15 protein-coding genes are annotated in these 14605 nt (G+C 61.6%); 5 read left to right on the forward strand and 10 right to left on the reverse strand.

What is annotated here, in order from left to right; genetic code table 11:
• The first annotated feature begins 165 nt into the window (after positions 1-165).
• Positions 166-585, forward strand: a complete 420-nt coding sequence (locus tag BUE15_RS21825; RefSeq protein WP_139252460.1) for a hypothetical protein — start codon at positions 166-168, stop codon at positions 583-585.
• 16 nt (positions 586-601) lie between these two features.
• On the opposite strand, the gene kdpA is transcribed toward BUE15_RS21825, so the two are convergent.
• The 7 genes from kdpA to BUE15_RS19955 all read right to left on the reverse strand — a co-directional run bounded on the left by kdpA (position 602) and on the right by BUE15_RS19955 (position 8889).
• Positions 602-2326 (reverse strand): potassium-transporting ATPase subunit KdpA, encoded by a 1725-nt coding sequence (kdpA, locus tag BUE15_RS19925; RefSeq protein ID WP_073288844.1) that lies wholly within the window; start codon positions 2324-2326, stop codon positions 602-604.
• 9 nt (positions 2327-2335) lie between these two features.
• Positions 2336-2416 (reverse strand): K(+)-transporting ATPase subunit F, encoded by an 81-nt coding sequence (kdpF, locus tag BUE15_RS22675; protein WP_071883060.1) that lies wholly within the window; start codon positions 2414-2416, stop codon positions 2336-2338.
• Positions 2417-2771: 355 nt separating this feature from the next.
• Positions 2772-4118, reverse strand: coding sequence for a sigma-54-dependent transcriptional regulator (locus BUE15_RS19935; RefSeq protein WP_073288846.1), 1347 nt, complete (start codon positions 4116-4118; stop codon positions 2772-2774).
• A 121-nt stretch (positions 4119-4239) separates the two neighbouring features.
• On the reverse strand, positions 4240-5067 hold the full coding sequence (locus BUE15_RS19940) for a hypothetical protein (RefSeq protein WP_073288848.1): 828 nt from the start codon (positions 5065-5067) through the stop codon (positions 4240-4242).
• Between the two features lie 84 nt (positions 5068-5151).
• Entirely contained in the window at positions 5152-5670 is a 519-nt protein-coding gene (locus tag BUE15_RS19945) for an acyl-CoA thioesterase (protein ID WP_396276213.1), read from the reverse strand.
• A gap of 198 nt (positions 5671-5868) precedes the next feature.
• On the reverse strand, positions 5869-8082 hold the full coding sequence (locus BUE15_RS19950) for a M43 family zinc metalloprotease (protein ID WP_073288851.1): 2214 nt from the start codon (positions 8080-8082) through the stop codon (positions 5869-5871).
• 153 nt (positions 8083-8235) lie between these two features.
• The gene (locus BUE15_RS19955; protein WP_073288853.1) at positions 8236-8889 is read right to left on the reverse strand and encodes a protein-L-isoaspartate(D-aspartate) O-methyltransferase; all 654 of its coding nucleotides are present in this window, start codon (positions 8887-8889) and stop codon (positions 8236-8238) included.
• A gap of 176 nt (positions 8890-9065) precedes the next feature.
• Between BUE15_RS19955 and BUE15_RS19960 the strand changes: the two genes are divergently transcribed.
• From BUE15_RS19960 to BUE15_RS19975, 4 genes are all read left to right on the forward strand, one after another.
• Positions 9066-10484, forward strand: a complete 1419-nt coding sequence (locus tag BUE15_RS19960; protein ID WP_073288855.1) for a sugar transferase — start codon at positions 9066-9068, stop codon at positions 10482-10484.
• An 80-nt stretch (positions 10485-10564) separates the two neighbouring features.
• A complete protein-coding gene (locus BUE15_RS19965; RefSeq protein WP_073288857.1) occupies positions 10565-11155 on the forward strand; it encodes a riboflavin synthase in 591 nt (196 codons plus the stop codon).
• A 56-nt stretch (positions 11156-11211) separates the two neighbouring features.
• Positions 11212-11415, forward strand: a complete 204-nt coding sequence (locus BUE15_RS19970) for a hypothetical protein (protein WP_073288858.1) — start codon at positions 11212-11214, stop codon at positions 11413-11415.
• Positions 11416-11471: 56 nt separating this feature from the next.
• On the forward strand, positions 11472-11723 hold the full coding sequence (locus tag BUE15_RS19975; protein WP_073288860.1) for a hypothetical protein: 252 nt from the start codon (positions 11472-11474) through the stop codon (positions 11721-11723).
• A 15-nt stretch (positions 11724-11738) separates the two neighbouring features.
• Here the strand turns inward: BUE15_RS19975 and BUE15_RS19980 are convergent, their stop codons facing one another.
• The 3 genes from BUE15_RS19980 to BUE15_RS19990 form a co-directional block, all read right to left on the reverse strand.
• Entirely contained in the window at positions 11739-12320 is a 582-nt protein-coding gene (locus BUE15_RS19980; protein WP_073288862.1) for a phosphatase PAP2 family protein, read from the reverse strand.
• On the reverse strand, positions 12317-13273 hold the full coding sequence (gene hemF / locus BUE15_RS19985) for an oxygen-dependent coproporphyrinogen oxidase (protein WP_073288864.1): 957 nt from the start codon (positions 13271-13273) through the stop codon (positions 12317-12319). The genes BUE15_RS19980 and hemF overlap by 4 nt, the downstream gene beginning before the upstream one ends.
• 742 nt (positions 13274-14015) lie before the next feature.
• Complete coding sequence (locus BUE15_RS19990; protein ID WP_073288866.1) at positions 14016-14546, reverse strand: GNAT family N-acetyltransferase; 531 nt, start codon at positions 14544-14546, stop codon at positions 14016-14018.
• Between the last annotated feature and the right edge of the window lie 59 nt (positions 14547-14605).

Here is a 14605-nt window from a genome sequence, read left to right on the forward strand (position 1 = left end):
TGACCCCGCACGAATTCGTCTGCGTGCAGCACCAGAAAAACCCGGCTATCTTCACCCAAAACCCGACCCAGTTCACCTTGGGACTATACAACTAGTTGCTATTAATTGCTGCTTCTGAGCACGTACTTTGTGTATCCGGAAATAGCTTTGTATTGCCTCATAACTATGCGCGAACTATCGATTAATGTCTGCTCACTGCAGGAAGAATTTGAAGGCCACACTGAAATTGATATTTCGGGTACCTCAGCTGATTTTCTTAGCTTCTCCTGCTGCCTGACTGAATTTCCAGCGAAAGGATTTTCACTCAGACAAAGACCTACTATTCACTATCCTACATCATTACACTACCTGTCATTAGAGTTGGTTGACCAGTCAAATAAGCTGATTACAATGCAGGTAGAGGGTCTAGATTTTAAGATTACAGGTGACCTGGATGCATTCCAGAAACTGAGGAGCTTTTTAGAAAGTCTATCTAATCTGAGGCCCGGTGAGCATTTTCATCTTGATTGGTTTGCAGACGAAGACTTACTGGCACCAGCAACTGATACTTTGTCTTTCACTTTTTCAGTTTTGGCAGAAGACTAGAGCAGGATCTGACTCACTACTCAATACTCCCTACTCGATACCAGTACAGCGAGAAATGCTCGGCCAGCGGCCCCAGCGTCAGGGCCGGGAAGAAGGCCAGGGCGGCAATGATGACGATGACGGCCAGCACCATCACCCCGAAGGTGGCCGTGTCGGCGGGCAGGGTGCCGGCGCTTTCGGGCACGTACTTCTTGCGGGCCAGCAGGCCGGCAATGGCTACCGGGCCCACAATGGGCAGGAAGCGGGCCAGCAGCAGCACCACGCCGGTGCTGATGTTCCACCAGGGCGTGTTGTCGCCGAGGCCCTCGAAGCCGGAGCCGTTGTTGGCCGAGGCGGAGGTGAACTCATACAGCATCTCGGAGAAGCCGTGGTAGCCGGGGTTGGCCAGCCAGCCGCTGTACTCGGTGGGGTTGCCGACGTAGAGGTGAGCCGTGAGGGCAGTGCCCGCCAGAATCAGCAGCGGGTGCAGCAGCGTCACGATGACGGCAATTTTCATCTCCCGGGCCTCAATCTTCTTGCCCAGCAGCTCGGGCGTGCGGCCCACCATCAGGCCGGCAATGAACACGGCAATAATCAGGTAGGCGAAGAAGTTGAGCAAACCCACCCCGCAGCCGCCGTAGAAGGCGTTGGTCATCATGCCCAGCATCTGGCTCATGCCCGAAATCGGCATAAACGAGTCGTGCATGGAGTTCACCGAGCCGCAGCTGATGATGGTGTTGGTGATGCTCCAGTAGGCCGAAGCCGCCGCCCCGAGGCGAATTTCCTTGCCCTCCATAGCCCTCAGCGCCTGATCGACGCCGAGCTTGGCAATGGCGGGGTTGCCGTGCAGCTCGTAGTACACCGTAGGGGCCAACAGGGCCACAAAGCCCACCGTCATCACCCCAAAAATCATGTAGGAAAGCCGGCGGCGCTTCAGGTAGAAGCCCAGCGCAAACACCATGGCAATGGGAATGATGCACAGCGCAATATTCTCGACGGCGTTGGTGAGAAAGGTGGGGTTTTCGAGCGGGTGAGCCGAGTTGGCGCCATAGAAACCGCCCCCGTTGGTGCCCAGCTCCTTAATAGCCACTATGGCGGCCACCGGCCCGCGGCTCACGGCCACCGAGTCGCCCTGCAAGGAAATCAGCTCCTGCTTGCCTTGCAGCGTCATGGGCGTGCCGTTGAAGGCCAGGATGAGGGCAATCAGCAGCGAACCGGGCAGCAGCAGGCGGGTGAGGCTCTTCACGAAATAGTCGTAAAAGTTGCCCAGCTTCTCGGTGGTGCGCGTCTGGAGGGCGTTGAACACCACCACGGCCGCCGCAATGCCGGTGGCGGCACTCACAAACTGCAGGAAGGTAATCACCACTATCTGCGAGAGATACGACAGGCCCGATTCGCCGGAGTAGTGCTGCAGGTTGCAGTTTACCAGAAAGGAAATGGCCGTGTTAAAGGCCAAATCGGGCGACATGGAGGGGTTGCCGTCGGGGTTGAGCGGGAGGCTGCCCTGGGTGTACAGCACCAGCATGGCCAGCAGGAACCACATCAGGTTGATGGTGAGCAGCGCCACCATGTGCTGCTGCCACGTCATCTCGCGGCGGGCATCAATGCCCGAAAGCCGGAAAATGCCACTTTCTACCGGCCGCATAAAATCGAGCAGGCTTTTTTCGCCCCGGAACACCCGGGCCAGATACGCGCCCAGCGGCAGGGCCAGCACCAGCGTAATCAAGTAAATTCCGCCGATGCTGAGTAGTTCGTTGTTCATGGAAGTAGGTTAAAATTTCTCCGGGCGCAGCAGCACGTAGCAGAGGTAGCCGAACGTGGCGAGGGAGAGGAAAAACAGGGTGACCATCATGGCGCGGCGGGATTAGATCTGGTCGAAGAAATCGACGGACTTGTAGAAGAGCCAGAAACCGGCCAGGCCGGCGGCCATGAGCACGGCAATCATCAGGATGGGGGACATGAGCAATTGGGAATAGGTGTGTCACTCGCTGAGCAAGCCACGGCCCCAAGCACCATCTTTGGTGTTAAATTTTGTATAACTATCTATCTGTCAGTAATAAAAAATGATTGGGTTTGCTTGTGAGCCTCTTCCGGCTGGCGGTAGACCCTAGCGTTTCGCTAGGGCGTTTTGCAAAACGCTAGTCCCACAAAGCCGACGACCCCGCCGGTTGGGCGGGGTCGTCGGCTTTGTGAGTAAGGGGCAACGGCTACAGGCCGTATTCCTGAATCTTGCGGTAGAGCGTGGTCAGGGCGACGCCGAGCACGCGGGCGGCTTCGGTTTTATTGCCGTGCTCTTCCAGCAGCACGCGTTGGATGTGCTGCTTTTCGGCGTGGCGCAGGCTGCGCTCATCGGAGCTGGCCGGGAGTTCGTCGGGCGCCAGCTGCAGCTCCAGAGGCAGGCAGTCGGCAGTGATGCTTTCCGCGCAGAGAATAGCGGCGCGTTCCAGCACGTTGCGCAGCTCGCGCACGTTGCCGCGCCAGTTGGCCTGGCGCAGCAGGCGCAGGGCTTCGGGCTCGATGCCCTGAATGCGCTTGCGCAGCTTGGCAGCGAAATAGGCCACGAAGTGCCGAGCCAGCGGCTCAATGTTGTCGCGGCGGGCGTTGAGCCCCGGAATGGCGAGCGTGAACACAGCCAGGCGGTAGTACAGGTCGGGTCGAAAATGGCCCTGCTCGGCCTCCTGCCGCAGGTTGCGGTTGGTAGCAGCTACCAGGCGCACGTTCACGCGGGTGGACTTGGTGTCGCCGGTTTTCACGAACTCCTGTCCTTCCAGCACCCGCAGCAGCTTGGCCTGTAGGCCCAGTTCCAGTTCCCCGATTTCGTCCAGGAACAGCGTGCCGCCGTGGGCTTCCTCAATCAGCCCTTTTTTGTCGGCCAATGCCCCCGTAAAAGCGCCCTTGCGGTAGCCGAACAGCTCGGATTCAAGCAGCTCTTTGGAAAAGGCGCTGCAATTGACGGCCACAAAAGGCTGGCCTCGGCGCAGGCTGGCCTGATGAATAGCCTGAGCAAAGAGCTCCTTGCCGCTGCCGGTTGGCCCTTCCAGCAGCACCGTCGAGTCGGTGGGGGCCACCTGCTCAGCCAAGGCTTTCACCTGCCGCAGGGCCGATGAGGTGCCAATCATCGACGCGAAGCTGTGCTGCAGGCCGACCTGCTTTTCCAGGGCCAGCACCCGGTGCTGCAGGCGGGCCTTTTCCACGGCTCGGGCCACCACCACGACCAACTGGTCGTCGGAGTCGCCCTTGGTGAGGTAGTCGAAGGCCCCGGCTTTCATGGCCTGCACGCCGTCCGGGACGTTGCCGTAGGCCGTCAGCAAGATGATTTCGGCCAGCGGAGCTACGGCCTGGTAGCGCGGCAACAGGTCCACGCCGTGGCCGTCGGGTAGCTTCACATCGGACAGCACCACTAAGACGTCGTCGGCGTGCGTGCGCAGGGTTTCGAGGCCCCGGCGGGCATCAGGGGCCTGCAGTACCGTGTAGCCTTCCAGCTCCAGCATCCGGGCAATGGCCTGGCGCAAGGGCGCTTCGTCGTCGATGAGCAGTAAAGTGCCTTCGGGCATAAGTAGGTATTCTTTCAATACACTAACCTGCGCTAAGCACTTGGGACGTTTGTGGCACTCTCCCGGTGGGTACGCCTAAATGCGCCAGGTGGCGATAGATGATGGCCCGGCCTAGGCTACCCTACGCCAGAAACATCCTCTGCATCGACTGCCAGAGCTGTTTTTTGCGGCCGGCGTCGTATTCGAGCATCTTGATTTCGCTGGCTCCGAGGAAGGCGGTGTCGCCGTAGAGCAGCACCGGCTCGTAGGGCTGGGTGGTGTAGACGGCCACGTCGAGCAGGTTTTTGCCGAACGCCAGGAACTGCCGGGCCGCCAGCGTCTGGCGCAGGCTGCAGAGGGCCACCGGGAATTTCTCGTGCTCCACGTTTACCAGCACCACGTCTTCCATCACCAGCCGAATGGCTTTAAGGATGTTGTTGAGGAAGACGTTGCGGGGCAGCTTCTTAAACTCCTCGGGCGACACGCGCACCAGCAGAACCAGGCCATTGGGGTTGCTGCCCAGCGTGGCAAACGGAATGTGCGCCACCGGCGACTGGGTGGGCGTGGGCTGCAAGCGGCCCGGTTGTGAAGGCGGCGCGGCCGGGGCAGCGGGTAGCTCGGCGAGCTGTGCTACGTTGAACAGCGGCCCGGCCGCTGCATCGGGTGCCGGTGCTGGCGGGGGCAGCGGTGCTACGGGGGGCACCAGAGGCGCCGCCGGCGCACTGGCGGGCACTGTGGGCGTAGGAACTGCGTCTGTCGGTGTCGGGTGCGGTATGGGTGGAGCCGGTGCTGTGGCCGGAGCCGCGGCCACAGCAACAGGCGCCGCCACGGTAGGAGCCGGGGCCGCAACCGGGGCGGGCGCCGCTACTGTGGTGGCAGCGGCTGGCTGTAGTGCCGGCTCGGGCACCACGTACAGCGAAACGCCGGTGTACAGATTCTGGAAAAAGGCCAGAGAAGCAGCGGTATCCATGAGAAAAGAAGCGGGTACAGAACTACGATACTGCCGTTGCAGGCGGGCCCACTGCCCGGCCCCGAATAAAGGCCGGGCTGGTGGCTATCCGATGGCAAACAGGGATTTAAGCTCGGTTGCGTCTTCGGGCTTGAGGCGGCCGGCCAGGAGCAGGCGGAGCTGGCGGCGGCGCAGGGCCCCGTCAAACAGGCTGATTTCCTCGGGCGTTTCGGGCAGAGCTTCCGGCACGTCAATCGGGCGGCCCGACTGATCGACGGCCACAAAGGTGAAAAAGGCCTCGTTCGACTTGAATTTCGTGCCGCTCGGAATGTCCTCGGCCCACACGTCGATGTGCACTTCCATGCTGGAGCTGAAGGCCCGCGTGACCTGCGCCTGCAGTGTTATAACGCTACCCAGCTTGATGCCTTCCCGGAACGACACGTTGTCGACGGAGGCCGTTACGACGATGCGGTTAGAGTGTTTCTGAGCTGCTACGGCCGCCGCAATATCCATCAGGTGCATCATGCGGCCCCCCATCAGGTTGTTGAGCGTGTTGGTATCGTTGGGTAGCACCAGCTCAGTCATATTCACGAACGAGTCTTTAACGGGCTTCTGTTTGCGCATCATGCAGGAATAAGTGAATCAGGAAGCCGCAAAGATAAGCGGCCGGCGGCAGGGGCGGGTGTGCCGCCACCCAAACCCCGCGGAAACCTCGTGCGAAACCCAGCCGCAGCGGCACCAGCTCATGGCAACGTAGGCTCGGGCGTACAAAAAAGCCCCGCTGCCAATGCAGCGGGGCTTTCCATGAAGCAGCAGTCTGGCTTAGTTCACCAGTACTTTGGTCGTGAACGTCTGCTGGCCCAGGGTCAGGTGCACCAGGTACACGCCAGCCGGCAGCGCTTTGCCGTTGGAACCCTGCAGGCGGATGCTGTGCGCACCGGCGCCGTAGGTTTTGCCGGCAATGCTGCTCACGTCGCGGCCCAGCATATCGGTGAGGCGCACGGCGGCGCGCTCAGCGGTGGGCAGCGTGAAATGCACCGCCGTTTCGGCGGTCAGCGGATTCGGATACACACTGATGCCACGGCGGGTCATTTCGGCATCCTGCGTGCCCAGCGGGTCCAGAATCCGCACGTTGTCGAGGTAGAGGGGGTTGCCGGCGTTGCTGGTAGCTACAAAGCGAACCAGCAGGCGGGGGCTGCCCCGATAGGCGGAAGACAGCGGAATGCTGATGGGCTGCCAGTCGGCGGCCGAAGCCGGCGTGAAGCCTACCTGTGTAATGCTGCCCTTCGTATTCAGAGCGGCTGCGTTGTAAGTCTGGGTCACCGACCAGGTTACACCACAGTCAGTGCTGAACGAAACGCGCAGCACGTCATTGATGGTGGCCGAGCGGCGGGCGTAGGCGCGGTCGAAGACCAGCGTGGGCGTGCTGCTGATGCCGGAAAGGTTGATGTTAGGCGAAATCAGGATGCTCTCCGTGCCGTCGCCGAGGAAGTTGTTGGGCACTACCAGGTAAGCCGAGCCGTTGCTGGCCACGCCGCTGGTACCTCGCTGCCAGCTCAGAGCCTGCTCATCGGGTTGGTTGGAGAGAATGCGCCAGTTGCGGATCGGGGTGCTGGCGTAGGTAGCCGGGAAGGTCGCGGCTTCAAACGACTCGGTGAACGGAGCCCGCTCGCCGGAGTTGACGCCCTGCACCTGCACCAGTTGGGTGCGCGTGAGCGTGTCGCTGCCACTGGCCGTGCTGACGATAAGCGTTACGTCGTAGGAGCCGCCTGCCGGATACGTAACCGTGGGGTTGCGGGCCGTACTGGTGGCTGGCGTGCCGCCGGGGAAGCGCCAGTCGTACTGCGGCGTGGCAGTGCCGGCGAAGTTGTAGGAATAGTCGGTGAAGGTCAGGCTGCTGCCTTCACACACGCTCGTGGCCGACGACTGGAACGCGGCTACCGGGGCGCAGGGTGCGGCCTGGAATCCGTCGCTGGTGCCGGTTTCGGTCAGGTTGATGGCCGAGACGAGGGTAGAGCGGCACAGGCGCGTGAGGGAGGCGCGCATCACCATTTTCTGGCCCAGCGTAAACATCTTGGCGCAGGTAGCATAGTCCATGTAGTTCTGGACGTTGGCCAGGATGCCGTTGGGGTTGTTGTTGGGGGTGCTGGAGCCGGTGGTGCTGTTGGCGTTGCAGGGGCGGTAGGTGGTAGACGGGCAGCCCGATGTCACGCCCGATGTGTTGGGCGTGTCGGCAATACCGTCGTCGAGGCCGCAGTTGTCCGGGGCGCCGGGGGTGTTGGTGCCGCCCCAGGTGTGGGGCAGGCCGAAGTAGTGGCCAACTTCGTGGGTGAGGGAGCGGTTGCAGAAGTTGGAGCCGCAGGAGCGCCCGATGCTGCCGAACTGCGTGTTGCGAATCACGATGCCGTCGATGCCGGTGCCGGGGCAGGGCAGGTAGGCGTAGCCGCCCGCGCCGCTGGCAATGTTATCCACCACCCAGATGTTGAGGTAGCGGTTGGGGTCCCAGCGCACCAGGTCCTTCACGTTGTTGCCGGCCGAAGCCGTGAGCGTGGAATACGTGCGCGTAATGCCGGTGGTGCAGTTGCCGTCCGGGTCGAGCTTGGCCAGACGGAAGCGGAAGCCCACGTTGGCGTAGAGCGGCTGGAACGCCGCAATAACGTCGGCCGTGTCGCGGTTGGTTTTGCTGTAGTCCTCGTTCAGGATGCGGATGGCGTCGTTCACCTGCGCCTCCGTGATGTTGGAAGAGCCACCCTGATGAATGATGTGCACCACTACCGGCACGGTCACGTCGGGGGAAGCCAGAATACGGGCCTGCTCCTGCGCCGACATCATGGCCACGCCCTTGAGAAAGGCCCGGTATTCCTGCTCGGCGGCCGGGTTGCGGCGCCATTCCAGCTGCTGCATACTGTCGGAAGCGCAGTTGAAGCCATAGTACTGCTCCGGATAGCGGGTCCGGAGCTGCTGCGCCGACGCCGCATACTGCGTGAGCAGCACGGCTACCAGCAGCAGCAGTTTGGGTAAACGTTTGAGCAACATTTAATCAGTAAAAAGGATGAAAAATAAGGGAACCAGGGGAAGCAGGCCCGCCGGACAAGAACCCGGAAAGCCTGCTAAACAGGTATTTCGGCCAAGGGCGCAAACACCGCCCGACAAGTTACAACACAGCTGCCGAATATGCGCGCTGGGGCTTTAGCCGTTCCAGCCGGCCTGCCCAAGCAGCGGCACAAACCGAAACTCCTCGAATTCCTCGCGGGTAAATTCTTCTTCGCTCACGCGGGTTACGCGCAGCATGCGCTGCACCTGCGCATCGCCCACGGGAATCACCAGGCAGCCGCCCACGCGCAGCTGGCGCAGCAGCGGCCGGGGCAGCGTAGGCGAGCCGGCCGTGACCAGAATCCGGTCAAAGGGCGCGTGCTGGGGCAGGCCCAACGAGCCGTCGCCGCAGAACAGGTGCGCCGTGCGGTTCAGGTGGGCCAGGCGGCGGCAGGTGCGCTCAAACAGCACGGGCTGGTACTCGATGCTGAACACGTGCGGCGTCAGCTCCAGCAGCACGCAGCACTGGTAGCCCGAGCCCGTCCCGACTTCCAGCACGCGGTGCTGCGGCTCAGGAGCCAGCAGCTCGGTCTGATACGCCACGGTATAGGGCTGCGAAATAGTCTGGCCCTCGCCGATGGGAAATGCTTTGTCGTGGTAGGCGTGCTGCTGGAAGGCCGCTTCGAAGAAAGCGTGGCGGGGCACGGCCTGTAGCGCGCTGAGCACCCGCTCACTGCGGATGCCTTTGCGGCGCAGCTCTTCTACAAGGGTGCGGCGCTGGCCACGGTGTCGGTAGGTATCGGCGTGCATAAGCAGGAGAGGAGCGGGCCGGCAGAAACCTATGGAATCCGGTTTATTGCCCTACCTTTGCTAGACCCCAAAACAGGCCGCAGAGGCCCGTCAGGGCAGTTGTTCTGGTGCGAAAGTACCCATTCGTGCCCATAAAACCATCCACTGGCCTTCCCGCCGCCCCGATTGCGCCGCCCTTGATTCGCACTATCCAACTACTGAAGCTGATAGCCGCCGACTTTCTGGCAGCCCTGGTGGCCTGGGTGTGTTTTTACATCGTGCGCAAGTACCTGCTCGACGAAATGACGGGCTACCGGTTCACGGAGGGCGTGCTGTTCGACCTGACCGGCTCGGCCGTGTTTATTGCCGCCTTCTGGACCGCCCTGTACGCCCTGATTGGCGAATACCGCGACATTTTTCGCAAGTCGAGGCTGGGCGAGATTATCCGGCTGGCCAAAGTGTCAGTGCTGGGTGGGGTGGTGATTTTCTTTGTGCTGCTGCTCGACGATGAGGGCGTGCAGAACTACCGTTCGTACTACAAAACCATTTCGGCCTACTTCCTGCTGCATTTTACCATCACGGCGGTGCTGCGCACCTGGGCCGTGAGCAGCGTGCAGCGGCTGGTGCGCAACGGCACCATCTACTTCAATACGCTGCTGGTAGGCTCCAATGCGCTGGCCCTGGAAACGCTGCAGGAGCTGCGCCGCACCGGCCGCCACCTGGGCCTGAAGCTGGTGGGCTACGCGCCCATCGAGGAAGGCACCGTGGACGCGGCGCTGGCCGCCGAGCTGCCCGCCCGCGGCTCCTACCGCCGCCTGCCGGCGCTCATCCGGGCCCTCAAGATCGAGCAGGTTATTATTGCCATTGAGCCGAGTGAGCACCGCGTGATTGAGGAAATTCTGACTTTGCTGGAAGGCACGCCGGCCCGCGTCAGCATCCTGCCCGACCTCTACCAGATGCTGCTGGGCTCGGTGAAGGTGAGCCACGTGTTCGGCACGCCGCTCATCGAAATCAAGCAGGACCTGCTGCCCGTGTGGCAGAAAGTGCTCAAGCGTATTATCGATGTGGGCGCCTCAGCGCTGTTTCTGCTGCTGGCCTGGCCCGTGTATGCCTTCACCGCCATCATGGTGAAGCTTTCCTCGCCGGGGCCGGTGTTCTACTCGCAGGAGCGCATCGGGCGGCAGGGGCACCCGTTCCGCATCTACAAGTTCCGCTCGATGTACACCGACGCCGAGAAGCAGGGCCCTTCGCTCTCCTCCGACCACGACCCGCGCATCACGCCCTGGGGCCGGTTTATGCGCAAAGTCCGCCTCGATGAACTGCCGCAGTTCTGGAACGTTATCAAGGGCGACATGAGCATTGTGGGGCCGCGCCCCGAGCGGCAGTTCTTCATCGACCAGATTGTGAAGATTGCGCCCCACTACCGCCACCTGCACCGCGTGCGGCCCGGCCTTACCAGCCTGGGCCAGGTGAAATACGGCTACGCCGAAACCGTGGCTCAGATGGTGGAGCGCCTCAAGTTCGACATCCTGTACATCGAAAACATGAGCCTGGCCATGGATTTCCGGGTGCTGCTCTACACACTCAAAATCATCATCGAGGGCCGGGGGAAATAGATTGGCGGCGTGATTTGTTAAAAAGGAAACGAAGCCACTCAACCAGCACCTCTCCTCATCAGAAATCAGCATAGTAACCAATGTTTACCGGAATCATAGAAGGCCTGGGCACCATCACGGATGTACGCCGCGAAGGCACCAATATCCATTTCACCGTGCAATCGGGGTTTGCGGCTGAGCTGAAGATTGACCAGAGCGTGGCCCACGACGGCGTGTGCCTGACCGTGGTGGCCGTAGACGGCATGGCCGGCGCCCACGTCGTGACGGCCATCGACGAGACGCTGCAGAAAACCAATCTGGCGCACTGGCAGCCCGGCCGCCGCGTGAATCTGGAGCGCTGCCTGGCCGCCAACGGCCGCTTCGACGGCCACATCGTGCAGGGCCACGTAGACCTGACGGCCGAGTGCGAGTCGGTGGAGGACCAGAATGGCTCCTGGCTCTACCGGTTCCGGCACGCGCCCGGCCCCGGCCGCGTAACCGTGGAAAAGGGCTCCATCTGCATCAACGGCACCAGCCTCACCTGCTTCAACAGCACTGACGACGGTTTCTCGGTGGCCATCATTCCCTACACCTACGAGCATACCACGTTCCAGGACCTGCGCCCCGGCCACCAAGTGAATCTGGAATTCGACATTGTGGGCAAGTACGTAGCTAAATTGCTGGGCAAATAGCCCAACTCCGGGCCGGAGCCTGCGTAACGTATTCTGCACCAATCATTCGCAGAGCTATGTCGAAACGCGAGCTGCTGGAACCCAACGAAGGCGACAAACGCTACATCCGGCGCAATTCCGCCGGCCAGATTGAGGAGTCGGTTGACCTGCACAAATCCTTGTCGCAGGACGATAAGCACAACTCCAAAAAAACCAGCAAGCCCGGCCAGGGCGACAAAGGCGACGGCCATACCGGCAGCCGCAAACCGGCCGGAACATAAGTAGTGTTTCCATTAAGAAGGCCCGGCCGCACTGCGGCCGGGCCTTTGCTGTTCGCATGAATTACTTTCACGACACGCTGCTGGCCTATGGTTTTCGCCAGGTCAGGGAGAATTTTTACACGCGGGAGGCCGATGCTGGCCGGGGCGGCACCGTGTTTGGGCTTACCAACGAAGACGACCGGCCGCGCAAGCTGCTGCTCTGGCAGGCTCAGCGGGTGCTGTTGCAGGGTGATGCTGTAACGCTGGCCGCGCTGGAGCAGGTGCTCGGCCGCGTGTTGGCGCCGGAGTTGCCCCGTAAAGTGGCCTGAGGAACTGACCCGGCGCTAGACTAGGGCGCTGCCCGGCCACCACTTAGTTACCTGCCGCTTGTAGAGCGAGGCGCAAAGCCAGGCCAGCAGGCTGCCGAGCACGGCGCCGGCCAGCACGTCGGAAGGGAAGTGAGCCGCCAGATAGATACGGCTGTAGCTCACAATGGCGGCCCAGGCCATCAGCAGCCATTTGGCCGCGCGAAACCGGTGGGGCAGCACCAGCGCCATAAACACCGCCAGCGCAAACGCATTGGCCGCGTGCGACGACATAAACCCGAACTGCCCGCCGCAGCCATGCACCAGGTTCAGCGTGGCCGAAAGGTCGGGGTCGTGGCAGGGGCGCAGGCGGGCGAAAAAAGGCTTGAACAGGCGGCTCGAAATGCTGTCGGCCAGGGCCACGGTCAGGCCCAGCAGGGGCAGGAGCAGCAAGGAGCGCCGGCCCGCCAGGTACACCAGCACCACCAGCAGCACAAAGTAGGCCGGAAACCACACGAAACGCTCCGTGAAGAACACCATCAGGGTGTCCATCTTGGCAGTATGGTGGCTGTTGGCCGCTGTCAGCAGCCAGTTGTCAACGGTTTGTAGAAACTTGATCAAGCGGTGCGCGACGTTTCAGTGAGCCAATCGACGCCTTTGCGAAGCCAGGCCTGGGTGGTGGCTTCGGCCGAGCCGGGGGCGGGTGTGAGGTTGTAGTGCCACTCGGCCTGGGGCGGCAGGCTCATCAGGATGCTTTCGGTGCGGCCGCCGGTTTCCAGCCCGAAACGCGTGCCCCGGTCGATGGCCAGGTTGAACTCGGCGTAGCGGCCGCGCCGCACCAGCTGCCACTGCTTCTGCTGCTCCGTATAAGGAAGGCTGGCGTTCTGGCGCAGCAGCTCGCAATAAGTGCGGCCGTACACTTCGCCCACGGCCCGCACAAAGGCAAACAGCGCGTCCCGGTCGCCATCTTTGCCCACGGTAAGCCGGTCGAAGAAGATGCCCCCGATGCCGCGCGTTTCCTGGCGGTGCGTGAGGTAGAAGTAGTCGTCGGCCCACTGCTTGAAGCGGGCGTAATAGGTGGGGTTGTGCGGGGCGCAGGCGTCGGCAATCTGCTCGTGAAACCAGCGAGCCTGCTGCTCGTCCACGTAAATCGGGGTCAGGTCCAGGCCGCCGCCAAACCACGCCTCGCCGTTGCCGGCCTCGAAATAGCGCACGTTCATGTGCGAAATCGGCACCATGGGGCTGCGCGGGTGCTGCACCACCGACACACCGGTGGCGAAATACTCGGGGTTGGGCATGAGCAGGACCCGCGCCGACTGCTCGCTCATGGTACCCTGCACGGCCGAAAAATTTACGCCGCCTTTCTCAATGATGTTGCCCTGCGTGAGGACGCGGCTGCGGCCGCCCCCGCCGCCGTGGTGCTGCCAGGCATCTTCCTGAAAGCGGCCCAGCCCGTCGGCTGCCTCAAGCTGCTGGCAGAGCCAGTCCTGAAACTGGCGCATCCACTCCGCCACCGTGTCGCGGAAGGTAGCGGCGGCAGCAGGAGTAGGGAAATCGGGGGCGGTGGTGGGCATGCTGAGGAGTTCAAGTGCAAGCGCGGCCGCAGGCAGAGGGGTAGCGCTACGACAATTTTCAGGCTGCAAGGTAGGGGTTATGCTGCGTTTGGAAAGCAGGCCTGGTTATAGGGAGCTGTATAGAATACAGATTATAACTGCCACCTTGGGGCTGTAACTCTGCTGTAATCAACCACCTGATGGAGTTTGTACGACCATTTTAGTATCAAGCAAAGCAGCCAGGGTAGTTGCGATGCGTAGTGCTTTTTCGTGTTGCGTATTCGCGGCAACGATACCTACCGGGGAATGCTCTACCCGTAGCAAGACCTGCCAAACTCGCTCAGTCGCAATTAAGCCTAGCTCTACCGGATCATTTTCCGACGACAGATAGTGCTTTGTCTGAACGTAGCGTACCGTAACCTGCACAATGTGGGGCAGGGGCTGCCAGCGGCCCAAACGTACACCTGCCACCCAGATATAGCATCGATAACGCCGGGACGGTAGGTCGAGCGTGAAGCCTTCGTACTGCGTTACTACGCTTACTATAATAGCTAGGCTAACCATAGTAGCAGCCCCGGCCGCAAGGGCTGCAAAGTTGGGCAGGAGGTAGGAGACGCAAAGAAAGACAGGTAGCCAGATAGCTAAAGCAGCCACCAGACCTTTATACCAATGCTCGGCCAAGAAAGGCCGCCTAAGTACACCATCATACTGAGCAGGATGCATACGCTGAATGCGGTAACTAATACATGATAAAATAAGGTGCTTACCCCACGGCCAACTCCTTCCGCAGCAGTGAAAGCTCCAGCTTCTGATGTGGAATACCAAAGCGGGTATCGGTGGGGAAGGCCGTTGTTTCGCCAGTTTCCTGGAAGCCGTGGCGCTCATACCAAGCCAGCAACTCCCGCCGCACAGATATAACAGAAATCAGGATGCTGGTGCAGCCCAGTTGACGGGCATGCGCCTCGGCCGCCGCCAGCAACTGCCGCCCGCCGCCGTGCGCCTGCCGTGCCGGCTCCACGGCCAGCATGCCCAGATACAAGTCGGGGTGCTGATTTTTCAGGTACACACTCCCCAGCAAGTGCCCGGCCGCGTCGTGGGCGAGCAGAAAGGTTGCGCCCGGAGCCGTCAGGTGCTGCTGCAGGTCGGCTTCATCGGTGCGCTGTCCATCGAGCAGGTCGGCTTCGGTGGTCCAGCCCTGGCGGCTGGCTTCGCCACGGTAGGCCCGGTTTACCAGGGCCGCCAAGGCCGGAATATCAGCCTGAACGGCAAAAGAAATACGCAAGAGAGGCACCATGGCGTGAAGTTAGGGCCGGAAGCGGACGTCTGGCACTGCCGCCGCCGGGCTTTCGTTTG

Origin of the sequence: Hymenobacter psychrotolerans DSM 18569 (assembly GCF_900142395.1) — a bacterium.
In the GTDB taxonomy this organism is placed as follows: domain Bacteria; phylum Bacteroidota; class Bacteroidia; order Cytophagales; family Hymenobacteraceae; genus Hymenobacter; species Hymenobacter psychrotolerans.